Below are 16,740 nucleotides of genomic sequence, written 5' to 3' on the forward strand. Positions count from 1 at the left end.
CCTGCCCCAGAAGTGATGGGGGCGATCGCCGATGAGCCGGTGACGACCGGGACGGCGCGCGCCTCAGCTCTGACGTACCGCCAGCGCAAGGAAGTACGCGTCTTCGTCAGCGTAGGAGGCCAGCTGCCAGCCGGAACTGCGCAGCAGCGGACGGACGTTGGTCTCCTCGAGCAGATCGTTCTTGGTGAGGGGCCGGCCCTGGCGAGCCGCGAGCGCGGCGCGCCCGATGACGTGGAAGAGTGCCAGCCGACCGCCCGGGCGTACGACTCGCGCCATTTCGCGCAGGTTCTCGGCGGGCTGCCGCAGATGACCGAAGAGCCCAGCGGCAAATACCGCGTCCAGCGATTCGGGGCGCAGAGGCAGCCGGGCCACATCAGCGAGCAGCAGAGTGCCGGCCCGTCCCCGCCCTGTACGAGCTCCGGCCTCCAGCATCTCCCGCGTGATGTCGGCTCTGATGACCTTGCCCGAGGAGCCCACGGCTGCCCGCAGGACGGGCAGGGCCCGCCCTGTGCCGCATCCCGCGTCCAGCACCACGTCACCCGTGCGAAGACCGAGCGCCGCCACGCCGACGGCGAAGGCGGGATCGTCGCCGGGGAAGCGAGCGTCCCACCCTGCCGCCCGGGCACCGAAGAATTCCTGCACATGTGCAACGTCGTGGGTCATGGTGGATTGCCCCGCATCCGCTCTTGTCGGAAGAATGGCTCTTTCGAAGGCGTTCAGCGCATGGGCGAGTACTGATAAGTTGCGGCAGTCATGGGCGCATTCCGATCCATTCGAAACCCTCCGCGGAGAATTCCTTCTTTCATATCGGCACTTCTTCGATTCACTCCTCATTCGCTTTCCTGACCACAGAGAGTCGACAGAATATCGTGAACGGCACCGCCCATGGCGACGCCGTTCACCATACTCAGCCCTCCGAATTCTCAACGCGAATCTCAAGGTCTTCATAGGCGGCATCGATCACTGCAGCAAGCTCGAAGTCGATCCTGGTCAGGGCATCAAATCTGCGCGTCCAGAGCTCAACCTTCACCGAGCGCTTGTCTTCTACATGCAGGTTCGGGTGATGGTTGGCATTTTCGGAGATTTCAGCGACGGTCAGTACGAATTCAATGGAGGTGCGGAACGTCGTACAATGAAACGTCTTATGCAGCCTGGTCCCGCTCGATACCCATCCTGGAATGGCTTCCAGACACCGGCCAACTTCGCCGATCTCCATGGCGGCCGCAGCCCCTTGGCAGACGTCATGGGCGCCGACCCCGGGGTAACCCGGGGTAGGAGGTGTGGTGTGCACGGCCGACTCCTCATTGTTCCGGGTAACGACGGATCTTTGCGAAGTCAGCCTCCGCGGGTGTGCATTTCGAGGTGCGGATCACGCTGCAGGCTGTCGAGTGGAACGAAGGTGCTCCGCGGGCGCTGTGCGAGCCGGCTTTCCGCGCCCCGGTCGGACCGCGTGAGCCAGACGCCCGCCACCAATTCACGCAGCTCGGCGTCGCTCGCGCCTTCGCGGAGAGGTTTCCTCAAGTTCACACCGTCGAGTGCGTACAGGCACGTCAGCAGGACGCCATCCGCTGTCAGTCGACTGCGGTTGCAGGTACGGCAAAATGGTTGAGTGGTCGAGGAAATTACACCGAAAACCGTGCCGTCCGGCAGGGCGTAGCGGTCAGCGGGCGCCGCGCCACCCTCGTTGAGGGGACGGGGGACTTGGCCGTAGTGCTCCGCCACGCTTGCGAGGATCTCGTTACGGGAGACAACCTTTGATTCGCTCCATCCGGTGGCTCCGCCCACGTCCATGTATTCAATAAAGCGCACTTCTGCGGGCACTGTCCTGCCGAACTCGATGAGATCGGCCAACTCATCCTCATTGAGCCCGCGCATTACGACAGTATCGATCTTGGTGCCCGTGAACCCCGCAGCCGGCACCGCGTGAATACCCTCGATGACAGCCGCGTGCCTATTGCGTCGACTCAGGGCGGAAAAGCGTTCTGCGCGCAGCGTGTCCAGGCTCACCGTCACCCGTTGCAGGCCTGCGCTCTTGAGTTCTTGGGCGCACCGGGCCAGGAGCACACCGTTCGTTGTCATCGCCAAGTCGTTCAGTCCTTGGCCCAGCCTCGAGGCCAACTCGCCCACAATCTGCGGAAGATCGGGGCGGATCAGTGGCTCGCCTCCCGTCAGACGAACCTTGGTGACTCCCAATGACATGAAGATGTTCACCAGGCGGGCGATCTCCGGGAGGGTCAGCACATCGCGTTTCGCGAGCCAGGTGTAATGCTCCTCCGGCATGCAGTACTGGCACCGCAGATTGCACTGATCGATTACCGATATCCGCAGATCCTGAAGTGGGCGATCAAACAGATCCCGGGGCGTGAATTCCGTCTCTGGTCGCATGGTAAATCAATCCATCAGATCGGGAGATAGCTCTACGCGCGGAAAAGCCGCGCAGAAACCGGGTCTCTTGCGGTGAACGAGGGCGTGCGAGGCTGCGTCACCGCCCCCGGTGGAGAAGCCTCTCCAGCCTTGCCATACATACCAGCCTACTAGCAGCGGGAAACCAGTTCATCCCCGTGGCAGAGCAGCGACGCACCGCTGCGCCGACTCGATGCCACCACTCTGTAGTGCGGACACAGAAATGCAGACCACACCAGGGAGAAGAGTCGGGGTGCGAGGGGGAGTCCGTCGCAGGACGGTCGTCACCGTGGGGCGGTTGCCCTGGACCTCCAGTTTCATCGGGCCGCGCGTCGGTCAGCAGGTCCCATGGTGCGCTCCGGGGCCACACGGTCGCCAGGATGTACACGCCGGGGCATTGGTGCCGATCGGCAGGGCGCGCACGCGAGGAGCGCGTGGAGGAAGCCGAAGCCCGTGGTCCTCGCGATTGCGCACAAAGAGTCATCGGACCAAGGATTGACCTCGGTAGTGATCGTTGCTCAAGGCGAATCGACCTCACCAGGTTCCGGGATCTCGCCCGGAGCCACGTGTGACAGGAACACAGCTGCCACCGTTGTCGCCAGGAACACGACGCCGAAGGCGACATAGAAGGCTGCTGAGACACCCTCTGTCACAGCAGCCTTGAGTTCAGGAAGCAGGTCTGCCGGGATACCGGCAGGCGGTTTCGCCTCCTGAGCCGCCACGGCCTTTCCGATCGATCGTTCCACCTCCGGGAGATGACTGACGGGAATACGGCCGTCGCGCTGGAGGAGGCTGGAGAGGCTCGAGCCCTGCACATGTGTGACGACCGCACCCAGAACTGCGATCCCAAGGGCAGCCCCCATTTCACGAGTTGTTTGAACGACGCCTTCTGCCTGGCCGCGCAGTGCCGGTGGTGTCACATTGAAGGCATCAGTGAACAGTGGGGCAATGAGGATGCCCATCCCTAAACCGTTCACAAAGCAGGAGCCGAGCAGCCACGGGGTAGGACTGATAGTGGAGTGTCACTGCGGCACACAACGTCCCCGCGGCCTGCAGCGTTCCTCCCATCACCACAGGTGTGCGAGGACCCAGGCGGTCGTAGAGTATTCCGCCCAAGGGGCCACAGAGAACGATGGGAAGAGTGAGAGGCAGTACGAACAGGCCGGCTTTGATGGCTGAGAAACCAAGAACGTCCTGCACCCAGAGGACAGTGAAGACTTGGAATCCAATGGCGGAGAATCGCACTGCCGTGAGCATTCCGACGTCAACGCTGAAGGCACGCAAGGCGAACAACCGGAACTCGATCAATGGTTCGGTGAGACGGAGCTCCCGTATGATCACCGCTACCAGGAGGATGACGCTCCCCACGAAAAGGCTGATCGAGGCCGCCGAAGCCAATCCCCAATCCCGGGAGGTCACGATGGCGAATACCACGCCTCCCATTCCGAGGATGATCAGCGGTGCACTACCCCAAGGAAGTGGATTGCGCCTCACCTTGCCGGTGGGCAGGAGCAGGTGGACGAGAGTCAAACAGGCGAGCCCCAGAGGGAGGTTGAGGAAAAAGATCGCTCGCCAGGTCACCGTCGCAGTCAGCACCCCACCCAGCAACGGGGCCAAGCCGAAGAACACGGTGGACGCACTACTGGCCACGCCTACCGCGCGACCTCGTTCCTGTCGGCCGAACTGCGAAGCGAGGATCATTTCAGCATTCGGCCGCAGAAATGCTGCGCCTACGCCTTGGGCGGCGCGCGCGGCGATCAGCGAACCGGTGGACTGGGCCAGTCCGCCGGCAGCCGATGCCGCGATGAAGAACAGGATGCCGATCCGCAATACCAGGACATGGCCGAAGGAGTCTCCTGCCCGACCGCCCAAGGCGACGAATCCCGCATACGGGAGAAGAAAGGCGTTGACGAACCACTGCAGATCCGTCCCAGAGGCCTCAAGGCTTCGTTGCATCGCAGGCAGAGCGACCAGAACGACAAGTGCATCAATGCCGACCATCGCCCTGGCCACGATCATCGCGCCCAGCACCCACCAGCGGTGATCCTCGTCCCTGATGCGCAGACGCCTCAACACAAGCCTTTCCGAAGGGCCCCTTTTATGACGCCGCCGCTGCAACAACGGATGTACATGATCGCGTGATGGAACAGACGCTGGGTTTTTGGCGGCCCACACCAGATGCCCGGTTTATCTGCCGGGACGATGGGGCACGTGCAGTGCGCGCCTGCCGGGGCAGCCGCGGGACAAGCGCGTCTCACGAGCGGCGAGTCCCGGTCTCCTGGGACACCTCTCGCCAGCTCAATCCACTCCGCTCCACAGGCAGTTGTCAGAACGCGTCAGCACAGGCCAAAGAAGCCCAGCGCGGCGAAGTGGTCCAGGTCTCCGCGTACTCCGGCAAGGAGAGCTTCAACCAGGACTCCCCTCGGGGCCGGTACCGCCCAGAACGTCCACCGTCCTGCACAACTCGTCCACAGCGGTGGGCAGTAGCCGCGACAGCACCGCGAGCCCGTCCCGTACCCCGCCCGACGAACCGGGAAGATTGACGATCAGGGTACGCCCGGCCACGCCTGCCAGGCCCCGGGACAGCGCGGCGGCCGGGACCTTCGCCAAACCGTAGGCGCGGATGGCCTCGGGAATGCCCAGGATCTCGTAGTCGAGGACCCTACGGGTCACGTCGGGGGTGCGATCGGTGGGCGAGACGCCGGTACCCCCGTTGGTGAGGATCACGTCGTACTCCGCGGCCACCCCCTCACGTAGGGCCGCCTCGACCGCGTCACCGTCGGGGACGACGCGTGGACCGTCGACCTCGAAGCCCATGTCCACCAGTCCCTGGACCAGGATCGGGCCGCCCTTGTCCCCGTACACCCCGGCGGAGGCGCGGTCGGAGGCGCTCACGATGAGGGCGCGCCGCACGGCCCGCCCGCCGTCCTTCCCACGGGCACCGGCATGTGGTTGCGCCTGGCCGCCGTGGGCGTGACTGTGCGATTCATCCGCGCGAGGGTTCATCGTCGGCTCCCTAACGGGACCAACGACCGGACTTGCCGCCGGTCTTCTCCTCAACCTGGACGTCTGTGATGACCGCGGCCTTGTCCACCTCCTTGATCATGTCGATCACGGTCAGCGCGGCGACGGAGACTGCGGTGAGGGCCTCCATCTCGACTCCCGTACGGTCCATCGTCTTTACGGTCGCGACGATCTTCACGGCGTCATCGGCCACCGACAGGTCGAGCTCCACTCCGGACACCGCCAATGGGTGACACAGCGGCATGAGATCCGGCGTCCGCTTGGCGCCCATGATGCCGGCGACTCGGGCGGTGGCGAGGACATCGCCCTTGGGTACTCCGTCGCCCCTCAGCAACTCGACGGCTCGCGCCGAGACCCGGACGCGGCCGCTCGCGCGGGACGTACGCGCGGTGATGTCATTCCCTGAGACGTCGACCATGCGGGCCGCGCCCACCTCGTCGACGTGTGTGAGTCTTTGCTCTGCTTTCATGATCGCCTTCTGGTCAGCGTGCGAATTCTGCGGCCGCTCAGTCGCTGCTGCGCGGAGGTCACGCCTCCGGAATCACGAACAGCGCGTCCGCCTGGAAGTGGGGTCGTGGCCGACCAGGACCCCGTTACCCCAAAAGGGATAGAACTATCTCCGTCCCTTTGTTTCACCACATAGTAGGCAACGCTTGGGGCGCCTGCCCGGCGACACGCTGCCCCTTCGCGGCGACTGGGCGGCCCGAGCGTCCGGCCGCCGACGTCCATCACATGGCGCGACGCCGACTCCGCGATGGTCTACGCGTAGGCGTCTGCGGCAGCCTGATGCGGGCCGATGGCACGACTGGTGCCGCGCCGGCGGAGCGCGGCTCCCGTCGGCGTGAGCGGGGTCGACCCGCGCCGGGCACACCGGACCTGTGTGCCCGCAAGACCTGTGGTCCGCCGCCGCGGTGGCCGCCGTGCCGCCGCGGGCCGACGCGTCTTCGCGGGCCGCCGTGTCTCCGTGGCCCGACGCGTCTCCGCGGCCCGACGCGTCTCCGCGGCCGGACCCACCGACGATGGCCCGCGCGGGCGTTCAGGCGCCGTACAGGTACGGCCTCGTGGTCGTCAGCGGGGCGAAGCCGAGGCGTTGGAGGACGGGACGGCTGTCGTCCGAGGCGTCGACCTGGAGGTAGCGGAATCCGCGCGCGGCGGCGATACGGGCGCGGTGGGCGACCAGGGCGCGATAGATACCGCGGCCGCGCCAGGCGGGGAGGGTGCCGCCGCCCCAGAGGCCCGCGAAGTCCGTGCTTGCGTACAGCTCCATCCGCGCCGAGCAGACCGGCAGCTCGCCCGCCATCGCGACGACGATGCTCACCGCGTCCGGATCGTGGGCGAGTTGGTCCAGGAGCTGCTTGCGGAGGAAAGCGTGGCGCATGCCGAACACCGTCTCGTGAACCTGGACGACGAGGTCCACGCCCGCGGCGTCCGTCACCCGGTGCACCTGGACGCCCGGAGGCGGTTCGGCGTCGGTCCGCAGGGCGGCGGTCTCGGCGATCATCAAGGTCTCCTCGGGCTCGGGCACGAAGCCCGCCGCCCCCAGGCGGGCGCCGAGGTCGCGCGGCGCGTCGTACCCGTAGAGCTTCCACTCGAACTCGCGGCCCAGCGAAGAGAAATACCGGGCCTGCTCCGCGATTTCCGCGTCCGCGGTCGCCTCGTCCAGGTCGGACCAGAGGACGGCGCTCCAGTCGTCCTCCGCGCCCACCCGCCGTACGACCGCGCCCGTGCGTTCGACGCGGGCGTTCGGTCCGTCGGCGCGCACGTCCTGGCGCATCTGGCGGTCGAAGCGGGCGAGTACGGCATCGCGGTCCATGGCGTCATTGCAGCGCCGGGGGGAGCGGCGCGGCAACCGACTTCCGCGCCGCTTCCGGCTCCGCGTCCGCTCCCTTCCCAAGTCGCTGACAAGACCGACCTGAGTCAGCAACCCTGGGAGACGTGGTTGACGGCAGTCACCCGTCCCGGGTCCTGCCCCCAGAGCCGCTGCACGGTCGAGCAGCAGGCCCGCTCCGGGGCATTACGGGTGAGAGCCGCCGCCCCTCTCCAGCTCGGCCCTGGCCTCCTCCGTCCGGCCGACCGGACGAGCAGATCACCGCGGACGCCCGGCAGCGAACGGACCCGTCCCGGATCGACACGTCGAGGGCGGATCCTTCGCCACTCGGTTACGCTCCCCGGGGGGTCAGCAACGCCGACCCACGGAGGCCGTATGCCCGAGATATCCGCGCCGAGGCAGAGCCGGAACCGCTCCAGCCTCGCCCACAAGGTGACCTACGCGGTGCGCCATCCGCAGCGCATACCCGCGCATGTGCGCCGGGCCGCGCGCGATGCCTGGCTCCGGGCACGGCACCGCGACCACATCGCGTACTACCGGGCCGTCATGGCCTCCGACACGGCGCGCAGCCCCGAGGGAGCGGTGGGCAGCGCGACGCGGGAGCGATGGCTGGCGCTCGGGCAGATGCAGTTCGACTACCTGGCGGAGCACGGGCTGAAGCCCCGGGACCGCATGCTGGAGATCGGCTGCGGGAACCTGCGCGCCGGATGGCGCTTCATCGACTACCTCGAGCCGGGGAACTACTACGGCATCGACATCTCGCCGGACATCCTGATCGAGGCACAGAGGACCCTGGTCAGGCGGAACTTGCAGGACAAGCTGGCGCATCTGACTCTGGCCACCGATCTCACCCTGGACTTTCTGCCCAGTGGCTGGTTCTCGGTAGTCCATGCGCACAGCGTCTTCTCGCACTCGCCGCTGGAGGTCATCGACCAGTGCCTGACCCATGTCGGCCGGGTCATGGCGCCGGACGGCTTCTTCGACTTCACGTTCGACCGCACCGAGGGCGCCGAGCACCACGTCCTCCGCGAGGACTTCTACTACCGCACCGAGACGCTCGTCGCCCTCGCCGAGCGGCACGGTATGGCGGCACGGCTGATGGAGGACTGGGAGCGGCGGCCGCACGGACAGTCGAAGATCCGGGTCACCCACCCGTAGCGCACTGGCCGCTCACCGCGGAGACGTGATCGCCCTGGGCCCACCCCCGGCGGGCCCGGTCACCCTTACGGCAGGTGCCGGGCCTGCCCGTCCGTGGCGCTGATCCTGGCGCCGTCACCCGACTAGCGGGGTATTGCGGTCGGTGCCAGGGTGTGAGGGGGGACCGGCCGTGCACGTGATCACGGTCCGTCACCGGGAGAGATCATGACTGACACGCAGGTAGTCGTAAACCGGCGGATCGAAGCCCCGGTCGACAAGGTGTGGCACGCGCTGACGGACCTGGAGTCGGCGCCGCGCGTGCTGAGCGGCGTGCAGAGCATCGAGGTTCTCACGCCGGGTCCGTTCACCGAGGGAACCCGGTGGCGGGAGACGCGGCGGATGCTGGGGCGGACGGCGACCGAGGAGATGTACGTGACGGCCTGCGAGGAGCCCACGCGCTGTGTCGTCGAGTCCGAGTCCCACGGTGCGCACTACGTCTCGGAGTTCGACCTGTCCCCGGAGGCCGACGTCGAGGGCGCGACGACGGTGCGGATGACGTTCTCGGCCACGCCGCCCGGAGGCTTCGCGGGAATGCTGATGAAGGTGTTCGGCGGGCTGGGCACCAAGGCGGTGATGAAGGCGATCGAACAGGACCTCGCCGATGTCGCGGCCCATGTGGAGCGACCGGCCCCGGACACCGGACAGGACCCGCGGACACCGTGACGTGCCGCGCCCGGCCGGAATCCTGCCGAGTCCCGCGCGGGTCCATGGCCTGTACGGACGCGGGTGGCGGGCCCTGACCATACGGACGCGGGCGGCGCGCCCTGACCATACGGATGCGGGCGGCGCGCCCTGACCTACCGGGGCACTTGTCGGCGCACCCGGGCATCACGTACGGACGCGTGTGGTCGCAGGTGCGGTCGGACGGTGCGGCACCCAGCCTCCGTACGATCGCGGCAGCGCGCCCGCTGCCCCTACGGACGCGTTGTCAGTGAGGGCCCCTACGCTCCCGGGCATGAGCCACGCCGATCTGCTGGAACTGCGCAACTCGCTCGCCACCGCGTCGGACATCGCGTTCGGCCTCGAGTCCGATCCGTCGAGCCGGCAGGCCGACGCGCTGGTCGAGGCCCTGCGGCGCGCGCTGGCCGCCGCCGGCACGCTCTCCTCCGCCGTCGGCGCCACGGGATGCCCCGAGCATCCGCGCGGCGCCGTCGATCCGCTGTACGGGGATCCGGAGGACCCGCTGCCGCCGGGCTACGGCAAGTGCCTGCTGTGCAACGACCGCAGACGGCGCGCGGGCACGCACCGGCACGGACTCCGCTGAGGCGACGCACCCGCCGCGACCTGGCCCGCCCCGGGTTCAGCGCTGCTGGGTGGCCCAGAACTCGTCGAAGGAGAGCAGGCCGTCGCCGTCGGAGTCAGCGCTGTTGATCACGGCCTGCGCAACCGTCTCGGTCACGAACGGGTCGCCGAGCTGGGCCATGACGCTCTTGTACTCGCTCGCCGAGATCAGCCCGTCCTTGTTCAGGTCGTACCGCTCGAACGCCCGCCGCGCAGCCTCGATGTCGGCCACTGGTCCACCCCTTCGATGTTGCCTGCCGGTCATGGCAGATGCCTCCCGAACGGAGATACAGTACCGGCTCGGGCCGTCGCACTGACGTGCGGCTATCGTCCTGCCATGAGTGATGCGCTTTCCGCCCTGCTCGCCGACGCGGCACGCGGCGTCTTCCCGCCCGCCGACGGCTCGGCGACCGTGCTCCCCCAGCCCAACTCCCGCGACGCCGGGGTGATCGCCTTCACGGCTCATGCGGTGATCTTCACGGACGAGGATCCGGAGTGGGTGCGGGGACGGCTGCGTGAGGTGCCGAGCGACCCGCTCGCCGCCGCGCTCTGTCCTCCCTTCCTGACCGCGTTCACCGCGCGAACGGGCCGGATGGTCAACAACATCGATCTGCTGACCGTCGCGGAGCCGCTCCAGGGCGAGCCGCCTCTGACGCTGAGCCCGATCGAGGATCCGGACCATCCGCGGGTCGCCCGGGCGCACAAGTACCGCGACGACGTACGGGTCTGGGCGGGCGAGGGGGGTGTGGTCGTGCTGGGCCGGGGCGTCGCCGGGCGCTGGGAGGTCGCTGTAGAGGTCGATCCGGCCGCTCGCGGCAAGGGAACCGGCCGGGCGCTGGCCCGGGCGGCCCGGCATCTGGTCCCGGAGGGCGGGGTGTTGTGGGCTCAGCAGGCGCCGGGCAACGCCGCGAGCGTACGGGCGTTCCAGGCGGCGGGGTACCGCCCGGTCGGGGCCGAGGCCCTGCTCGTCGCCGCCTAGCGCTGTGACCGGTGGGCCCGGGTCCGCCGGGAACCCCCGTACACCGGCGGACCCGGGCGGCGCCACGGGTGATGGCCGTCCGGCCCCGGGCACCGGGCCGGTGCGTGCGCGGTGCCCGCCCGCCGGCCCGCTCCCCCGTTCCGCCGGCCGGACCGACGCCGCGCGCGCATCCGGACGTCCACGACTGTAAGGAGGGGCACCCGGGCGGCTCCACCGAGTTTCCGGTGCCGGGCCCCGGCATCCCGGCGGCCGGGCCGTGGGGCGCCTGATGGAACGACACCGGCCCGAAGGACCCCTGCCCAGGAGGTCCCCGGCCCCAAGGGGACCTGGCCGTACGGCCCCCGACCGGGGAGCGCGCGACCGTACGGCGCCGGTCAGCAGCGCTGCCGCCGTCAGCGGAAGACGCCGGTGTGGCCGAGCGAGTAGCGCCCCGGCTGCGGGTAGACGGCGAGTCCGTGCGGGCCGCCGCCGACCTCGATGCGGGCGAGCTGCTTCCCCGTGCGGGTGTCGATCGCGTAGACCTCGTCGTCGTAACGGCCGGAGAGCCACAGCACCTTGCCGTCGGCCGACACACCACCCATGTCGGGGCTGCCGCCGTCGGGGAGCCGCCACTTCTTCTTCAGCTTGCGGTTCGGGAAGTCGAAGACCGAGATCGTGCCCTCGCCGCGGTTGGAGATGTACATCGACTTGGAGTCGCGGCTGACGTAGAGGCCATGGGCTCCCCGGCCGGTGCGCATCAGCTTCGGCTTGGTGAACCTGTCGCCGTTCAGGACCCAGACGCCGTGGGCCATCATGTCGGCGACGTACCACGTCCGGCCGTCCGGCGAGATCTTCACGTCCTGCGGCATGGCACCCCGGAACGGCAGCTTCTGCTGACCGATGACCTTCATCCTCTCGGTGTCGACCTTGAGGAGTTCCCCGGAGAACTCGCAGGAGACGATGAAGTACCGGCCGTCGGGCGAGAAGTCGGCGTGGTTGACCCCGTAGCAGGAGACGGGGACGGTCTTCTTCACCTCCATCGTGTGGGGGTCGCGGAAGACCAGTTCGCGGTCCAGTGAGGCCATGACGACCGCGTACTTGCCGTTGGGCGTGAAGTAGAGGTTGTACGGGTCGTGTACATCGACCGGCTCGCCCGCCTTGCCCGTGCGGGGGTTGATGGGCGTGAGCGTGTGGCCCCGGTTGTTGTTGACCCAGAGCGTCTTGAGATCCCACGACGGGACCACGTGCTGCGGTTGGATGCCGACCTTGATGGTCTTGATGACCTCGTACTTCTTCGGGTCGATGACGGTGACCGTGTTGGACGTGGTGTTGGGCACGTAGACCCGGGAGGGGAAGTCCTTGACGACCGGGGACAGCCGGTTCGGGCGGTCGGCGGCGTAGATGTCCCGGGTGTCGAGCACCGGCGGCATCCCGGGGAGGCCCGCGGGGGCGGCACTCGGGGAGCTGCCGGTCGGCTTCGAGGGGGCGCCGTGACTGCGGACGGCACGGCCGCGGTCCTCGGGGGAGGACGCACATCCGGGGAGCACGGCGAGGAGGGCGGCGGCGGCGAAGGGGGCGGCGGCGCGGGTGGCGGTGGATCTCACGCGGCCATTGAAAGGCCCAAGAAGGCGATAAGCCCGTTATTGACCCATTTGGACGGCCCAACGTGTCTCGGCAGGCCCAGTCGCGGCACTAGCGATCGGTGACGCGCATTTCGAACCAGGTGGTCTTGCCGCAGGGTAAGAGATCGACGCCCCAGCGGTCGGAGAGCTTGTCCACGAGGAACAGGCCGCGACCGCTGGTGTCGAGTTCGTGCACCGGCATCAGACACGGGAGGCCGCGCGAGGGGTCCCGCACCTCGATGCGGATCCATCCGCGGCGGCGCAGCATGCGCAGGCCGAAGGTGCGGGCTCCGGTGTGGCGCACGGCGTTGCCCACGAGTTCGGAGACGAGAAGAATCGCGTGCTCGGCCAACTGGACGGAGAGGCCCCACTGACGCAGCACGACCGTCTGCGCCAACCGGCGGGCCGTGGCCGCGGATTCCGGGCGCGAGGGCAGCCGCACCTCCTCGACCGCCGGATTGCCGAACAGGTCGACCGCCTTGAGCGCCTGATCGTCCTCGACGGACGGCACCCAACGCGCGGCGGCAGCACCGCTGCGCGGCCGCGGCTGCTCCATCTCCTCCAGGCCCGCCATGACCCCATCATGACGGGCCGTCGGACCGCTCGTAGCGGGAACCGTGCAATTGCATTTGGCGGAATATCGCATTCCGCACCGGCCATCGTCATATGCCGACGGCAGTGCGACCCGCATTCATCCGGCCTGACCTGCAATGACGTTCCGCATGCGGGTGGTCGCCGAGCGTTGACGAGGACCCGATCCCGGGCGCTCGATTTTTTTCCGGGATTCCCCCGCAAGGGGCCGGGACGAATCCCTCCGTCCGGCCCTCAACTCCACGACGGTCAGCGGAACTTGGCCTTGCCCGGGCCCTCTTCGACGAAGCTGCGCATCCCCGTCTGCCGGTCCTCGGTGGCGAAAAGACCGGCGAACCAGTTCCGTTCGATGGCGAGCCCCGTATCGATGTCGGCCTCCAGACCGGTGTCGACGGACTCCTTTGCGGCCCGGAGCGCCATGGCGGGGCCCTGCGCGAGGCGGCCGGCCCACATGCGGGCCTCCTCGTACACCTCGGCCGCGGGCACGATCTTGTCCACCAGGCCGATGGCGAGCGCCTCGTCGGCCTTCACCTGCCGCCCCGTGAAGATCAGATCCTTGGCCTTCGACGGGCCGACCAGGCGCGGCAGACGCTGCGTGCCGCCCGCGCCCGGGATCAGGCCGAGCAGGATCTCGGGCTGGCCCAACTTGGCGTTGTCGGCCGCGATACGGATGTCGGCGCACAGCGCCAGCTCGCACCCGCCGCCCAGCGCGTAGCCGGTGACCGCCGCGACGACCGGCTTGGGGATGCGGGCGACGGCGGTGAAGGAGTCCTGCAGGGCGCGGGACCTGGCCACCATGGCGGCGTGGTCCATGTCCTGCATCTCCTTGATGTCCGCGCCCGCCGCGAACACCTTCTCGCCGCCCCACAGGATCACGGCGCGTACGTCGTCCCGGCGCGTCGCCTCCTCGGCGAGTTCGCGCAGGCGGTCCTGGGTGGCGATGTCGAGGGCGTTCATCGGCGGGCGGTCGAGCCGGATGGTGCCGACTCCTTCGGAGACCTCAAGATGCGCAGTCATGAGGGGAAGGTTAGCTTTCGCCGGCCGGGGGGCCACCACCCCCCGGCCGGGCCGCCACGAGGCACCGGACCGCGCGCCGCCGCGGCGGCTTCACCGACTCCGCCGGGGCTTGGGGGACTCCGCCGCAAGCTCTACTGCGGCGCCTTCCACTCGTCCCAGTCCATGTTCCAGCCGTTGAGACCGTTGTCCGGCTGGATCTGCTTGTCCTTGGAGTTCTTCACGATCACGACGTCGCCGATGATCGAGTTGTCGTAGAACCAGGCGGCCGGGGTGGACTTGTCGCCGGCACCGCGCACGTCCTGCAGACCGACACAGCCGTGGCTGACGTTGGCGCTGCCGAACGTGGGCCCGCCGGCCCAGTAGTTGCCGTGGATGAAGGTGCCGGAGGTGCTCAGCCGCATCGCGTGCGGAACGTCCTTGATGTCGTACTCACCGCCGAAGCCCACGGTGTCGCCGTTCATCCGGGTCACCTTGTGCTTCTCGCTGATCACCATCTGACCGTTATAGGTCGGGTTGGCGGGTGCGCCGGCCGTGATCGGGATCGTTTTGATCACCTTGCCGTCGCGCTTCACGGTCATCTTCTTCGACTTGGCGTCGACGGTGCTCACCTGGGAGCGGCCGATGGTGAACTCCACGGTCTTGGCCTGCTTGCCGTAGACGCCAGGACGGCCCTCGACGCCGTCGAGGTTCAGCTTCAGGCTCACCTTGGTGCCCTTGGTCCAGTAATTCTCCGGGCGGAAGTCCAGCCGGTCGTTGCCGAACCAGTGCCCCTCGATCGGCACGGACGGCTCGGCCTTGACCTCGATCGCCCGCTTGACGGCCTCGGGGTCGGTGATGCCCCGGCTGAAGCGGATGGAGACCGGCATGCCCGCGCCGACCGTCTGGCCGTTCTCCGGAGTGAAGTAGCCGATGAAGGTGTTCTCGGGCACGAACGTGGTGAAGCTCGCGTGCTTCGCGGATTCCCTGCCCTCGGAGTCCTTCGCGACCGCGTCCACCGTGTACTCGGTGCCCGATCCGAGGTGACCGGTCGGCTCCCAGCGGGACCCGTCACCGGTGATCTTCCCCGTGACCCTGTTGCCCTTGGAGTCCTTGACCTTGACGGAGGTCAACCTGCCCTTGTCCGCCGTGACCTTGAGGCCGCCGTTGGTCATGACGTCGTCGGCGCCGTCCTTCGGGGTGATCTTGACAACGGCCTGCGAAGCCTTGGTGTCGACCCCGTCGCCGTCGTCCCCCGCATCGGACCCGTCACCGCCGCACGCGGTGACCGCGAGCAACATGGCTCCGGTCATCGCGGCGAGCAGGGTGCCTGCCCTGCGCCGACTCCGCCGTCCCGACGGCGCCCCCGATATCGGCTGCACGTTCACAGTTGTTTCTCCCCTCGCGCGGGCTGCTGGCACGGCCCGAGCCGTTATCCCCCGGCGCGCAACGACCAGCGCGCACGTCGTTAGATAACCACACAGCTTTCACAGAGAGATCCCCGTGAATGTCACGGATCAGTCCCAAGTACCGGGTATGGGCGAGTGCCTGAGCAATCCGGTGCGCGGGGCAGGGCGCCGGAGCGGATGGGGAAGCGGGCGGGCCGCAGCCCGACCTGCAGGGGGAGCGGAGTCGCCGCGGGCGGATCAGCGCAGGGCCGAACCCGCCTGCCACTGAGCCCAGGAGAGGTTCCAGCCGCCGAGGCCGTTGTGCGGTGCCACCGTGCGGTCCGTGCTGTTCACCACCTGTACGACGTCCCCGACCAGGGAGTTGTCGAAGAACCAGCGCGCGGGTGTGGGCACCCCACCCCCCTGGGCGTCGTACAGCCCGATGCAGCCGTGGCTGGTGTTGACCGAGCCGAACGTCCTCCGCGGCGCCCAGTAGTTGCCGTGCAGAAACGTGCCGGAGGTGGTCAGCCGCAGCGCGTGCGGCACGTCCGGGATGTCGTACTCGGCGCCGAAACCCACCGTGGCGCCGTCCATGCGGGTCACCTCGTGCCGCGCCATCACCACCATCTTCCCGTTGTACGTGGGCGTGTGGGGGGCGCCCGCGGTGACCGGCAGCGTGGCCAGCACCCGGTGGTCGCGGTAGACGGTCATCGTGTACGCGGCGGCGTCGACGATGCTCACCTGGCGGCGGGCGACGGTGAACCGGACCGTCCGGTGCTGGATCCCGTAAGCCCCCGGGGCCGCCTTGACCCCGCGCAGCCGGATCCGGACCACGACCTCCGTGCCAGGCTTCCAGTACGTCCGCGGCCGGAAGTCAACCCGCCGGTCGCCGAACCAGTGGCCGACGACCTTCACCGGGGGACGCGCGGTGACCCGGATGGCACGCTCGACGGCGGCGCGATCGGCGATGGCGCGGTCGAAGTCGAAGGACACGATCATGCCCGCGCCGACGACCGCCCCGTGCTCGGGCCGGAAGAAGCCGATGAAGCGGTGCTCCGGCACGACGGTGGTGAACGAGGTGTGGCGCGCGATACGACGGCCGTGCCGGTCGATCGCCACCGCATCCACCCGGTATTTGCTGGCCACTTCGAGCACGGCGTCGTCGACAGGACGCCAGCGCAGACCGTCGGCGCTCATCCGTCCGGCCAGTGGTCGCCGCCGCACGTCCCCGGCCCGTACGACCCGGACCCGTTCCAGACGCCCGTCGGCCACGGACACCACGACGGGCGCCGACGCCCGGACTTCCCTGGCGCCGTGCAGGGGGGCGACCTGGATGACCTGTTCGGGTGGCAGCGGCGGTCCGGGCAGCCCGATCTCCGGGACCCCGCACCCCGCCAGGGCCGCAACCGTCACGGCGACCGCGTACCACGCCCGTGCGCGCCACGCGCGCCTCGC

18 protein-coding genes are annotated in these 16,740 nt (G+C 68.5%); 4 read left to right on the top strand and 14 right to left on the bottom strand.

Annotated features, from left to right (window positions below):
• Window positions 1–63 precede the first annotated feature (63 nt).
• From AB0M26_RS05260 to AB0M26_RS05295, 8 genes are all read right to left on the bottom strand, one after another.
• Window positions 64–663, bottom strand: coding sequence for a class I SAM-dependent methyltransferase (locus AB0M26_RS05260; protein WP_365254767.1), 600 nt, complete (start codon window positions 661–663; stop codon window positions 64–66).
• Between the two features lie 244 nt (window positions 664–907).
• Window positions 908–1,291 carry a 4a-hydroxytetrahydrobiopterin dehydratase gene (locus AB0M26_RS05265; protein WP_365254770.1) on the bottom strand — a complete coding sequence of 128 codons (384 nt, stop codon included), beginning with the start codon at window positions 1,289–1,291 and terminating at the stop codon, window positions 908–910.
• A gap of 44 nt (window positions 1,292–1,335) precedes the next feature.
• Window positions 1,336–2,385 carry a GTP 3',8-cyclase MoaA gene (gene moaA, locus AB0M26_RS05270; protein ID WP_365254773.1) on the bottom strand — a complete coding sequence of 350 codons (1,050 nt, stop codon included), beginning with the start codon at window positions 2,383–2,385 and terminating at the stop codon, window positions 1,336–1,338.
• A gap of 536 nt (window positions 2,386–2,921) precedes the next feature.
• Window positions 2,922–3,365, bottom strand: coding sequence for a hypothetical protein (locus tag AB0M26_RS05275; RefSeq protein WP_365254776.1), 444 nt, complete (start codon window positions 3,363–3,365; stop codon window positions 2,922–2,924).
• Window positions 3,334–4,434 carry an MFS transporter gene (locus AB0M26_RS05280; RefSeq protein ID WP_365254779.1) on the bottom strand — a complete coding sequence of 367 codons (1,101 nt, stop codon included), beginning with the start codon at window positions 4,432–4,434 and terminating at the stop codon, window positions 3,334–3,336. The genes AB0M26_RS05275 and AB0M26_RS05280 overlap by 32 nt, the downstream gene beginning before the upstream one ends.
• 375 nt (window positions 4,435–4,809) lie before the next feature.
• Complete coding sequence (locus AB0M26_RS05285; protein ID WP_365254782.1) at window positions 4,810–5,409, bottom strand: MogA/MoaB family molybdenum cofactor biosynthesis protein; 600 nt, start codon at window positions 5,407–5,409, stop codon at window positions 4,810–4,812.
• Window positions 5,410–5,419: 10 nt separating this feature from the next.
• Window positions 5,420–5,896 carry a cyclic pyranopterin monophosphate synthase MoaC gene (gene moaC / locus AB0M26_RS05290; RefSeq protein ID WP_365254785.1) on the bottom strand — a complete coding sequence of 159 codons (477 nt, stop codon included), beginning with the start codon at window positions 5,894–5,896 and terminating at the stop codon, window positions 5,420–5,422.
• A gap of 567 nt (window positions 5,897–6,463) precedes the next feature.
• Complete coding sequence (locus AB0M26_RS05295; RefSeq protein ID WP_365254788.1) at window positions 6,464–7,240, bottom strand: GNAT family N-acetyltransferase; 777 nt, start codon at window positions 7,238–7,240, stop codon at window positions 6,464–6,466.
• 390 nt (window positions 7,241–7,630) lie between these two features.
• On the opposite strand from AB0M26_RS05295, the gene AB0M26_RS05300 reads away from it, so the two are divergent.
• From AB0M26_RS05300 to AB0M26_RS05310, 3 genes are all read left to right on the top strand, one after another.
• Window positions 7,631–8,413 carry a class I SAM-dependent methyltransferase gene (locus tag AB0M26_RS05300; protein WP_365254791.1) on the top strand — a complete coding sequence of 261 codons (783 nt, stop codon included), beginning with the start codon at window positions 7,631–7,633 and terminating at the stop codon, window positions 8,411–8,413.
• Between the two features lie 204 nt (window positions 8,414–8,617).
• A complete protein-coding gene (locus AB0M26_RS05305) occupies window positions 8,618–9,115 on the top strand; it encodes an SRPBCC family protein (RefSeq protein WP_365254794.1) in 498 nt (165 codons plus the stop codon).
• Window positions 9,116–9,407: 292 nt separating this feature from the next.
• On the top strand, window positions 9,408–9,716 hold the full coding sequence (locus tag AB0M26_RS05310; protein WP_365254797.1) for a hypothetical protein: 309 nt from the start codon (window positions 9,408–9,410) through the stop codon (window positions 9,714–9,716).
• A gap of 36 nt (window positions 9,717–9,752) precedes the next feature.
• Here AB0M26_RS05310 and AB0M26_RS05315 read toward each other — a convergent pair whose 3' ends face one another.
• Window positions 9,753–9,965, bottom strand: a complete 213-nt coding sequence (locus AB0M26_RS05315; protein WP_365254800.1) for an EF-hand domain-containing protein — start codon at window positions 9,963–9,965, stop codon at window positions 9,753–9,755.
• 105 nt (window positions 9,966–10,070) lie between these two features.
• Between AB0M26_RS05315 and AB0M26_RS05320 the strand changes: the two genes are divergently transcribed.
• Window positions 10,071–10,712 (top strand): GNAT family N-acetyltransferase, encoded by a 642-nt coding sequence (locus AB0M26_RS05320; RefSeq protein WP_365254803.1) that lies wholly within the window; start codon window positions 10,071–10,073, stop codon window positions 10,710–10,712.
• Window positions 10,713–11,104: 392 nt separating this feature from the next.
• Here AB0M26_RS05320 and AB0M26_RS05325 read toward each other — a convergent pair whose 3' ends face one another.
• The 5 genes from AB0M26_RS05325 to AB0M26_RS05345 form a co-directional block, all read right to left on the bottom strand.
• On the bottom strand, window positions 11,105–12,295 hold the full coding sequence (locus AB0M26_RS05325) for a hypothetical protein (RefSeq protein ID WP_365254806.1): 1,191 nt from the start codon (window positions 12,293–12,295) through the stop codon (window positions 11,105–11,107).
• 88 nt (window positions 12,296–12,383) lie between these two features.
• Window positions 12,384–12,887, bottom strand: a complete 504-nt coding sequence (locus tag AB0M26_RS05330; protein ID WP_365254809.1) for an ATP-binding protein — start codon at window positions 12,885–12,887, stop codon at window positions 12,384–12,386.
• Window positions 12,888–13,153: 266 nt separating this feature from the next.
• A complete protein-coding gene (locus AB0M26_RS05335) occupies window positions 13,154–13,921 on the bottom strand; it encodes an enoyl-CoA hydratase-related protein (protein WP_365254812.1) in 768 nt (255 codons plus the stop codon).
• Window positions 13,922–14,052: 131 nt separating this feature from the next.
• The gene (locus tag AB0M26_RS05340; RefSeq protein WP_365254815.1) at window positions 14,053–15,285 is read right to left on the bottom strand and encodes an Ig-like domain-containing protein; all 1,233 of its coding nucleotides are present in this window, start codon (window positions 15,283–15,285) and stop codon (window positions 14,053–14,055) included.
• Window positions 15,286–15,543: 258 nt separating this feature from the next.
• Complete coding sequence (locus AB0M26_RS05345) at window positions 15,544–16,698, bottom strand: Ig-like domain-containing protein (RefSeq protein ID WP_365254817.1); 1,155 nt, start codon at window positions 16,696–16,698, stop codon at window positions 15,544–15,546.
• Between the last annotated feature and the right edge of the window lie 42 nt (window positions 16,699–16,740).

The organism is Streptomyces sp. NPDC051776, from assembly GCF_040681345.1.
Taxonomy (GTDB): Bacteria; Actinomycetota; Actinomycetes; order Streptomycetales; family Streptomycetaceae; genus Streptomyces.

Excerpts from the sequence above, each read along its gene's own strand:
- AB0M26_RS05260 (WP_365254767.1), bottom strand. The coding sequence starts at position 663 with ATGACCCACGACGTTGCACATGTGCAGGAATTCTTCGGTGCCCGGGCG.
- moaA (WP_365254773.1), bottom strand. The coding sequence starts at position 2,385 with ATGCGACCAGAGACGGAATTCACGCCCCGGGATCTGTTTGATCGCCCA.
- AB0M26_RS05275 (WP_365254776.1), bottom strand. The coding sequence starts at position 3,365 with ATGGGCATCCTCATTGCCCCACTGTTCACTGATGCCTTCAATGTGACA.
- AB0M26_RS05285 (WP_365254782.1), bottom strand. The coding sequence starts at position 5,409 with ATGAACCCTCGCGCGGATGAATCGCACAGTCACGCCCACGGCGGCCAG.
- moaC (WP_365254785.1), bottom strand. The coding sequence starts at position 5,896 with ATGAAAGCAGAGCAAAGACTCACACACGTCGACGAGGTGGGCGCGGCC.
- AB0M26_RS05295 (WP_365254788.1), bottom strand. The coding sequence starts at position 7,240 with ATGGACCGCGATGCCGTACTCGCCCGCTTCGACCGCCAGATGCGCCAG.
- AB0M26_RS05300 (WP_365254791.1), top strand. The coding sequence starts at position 7,631 with ATGCCCGAGATATCCGCGCCGAGGCAGAGCCGGAACCGCTCCAGCCTC.
- AB0M26_RS05305 (WP_365254794.1), top strand. The coding sequence starts at position 8,618 with ATGACTGACACGCAGGTAGTCGTAAACCGGCGGATCGAAGCCCCGGTC.
- AB0M26_RS05310 (WP_365254797.1), top strand. The coding sequence starts at position 9,408 with ATGAGCCACGCCGATCTGCTGGAACTGCGCAACTCGCTCGCCACCGCG.
- AB0M26_RS05320 (WP_365254803.1), top strand. The coding sequence starts at position 10,071 with ATGAGTGATGCGCTTTCCGCCCTGCTCGCCGACGCGGCACGCGGCGTC.
- AB0M26_RS05330 (WP_365254809.1), bottom strand. The coding sequence starts at position 12,887 with ATGGCGGGCCTGGAGGAGATGGAGCAGCCGCGGCCGCGCAGCGGTGCT.
- AB0M26_RS05335 (WP_365254812.1), bottom strand. The coding sequence starts at position 13,921 with ATGACTGCGCATCTTGAGGTCTCCGAAGGAGTCGGCACCATCCGGCTC.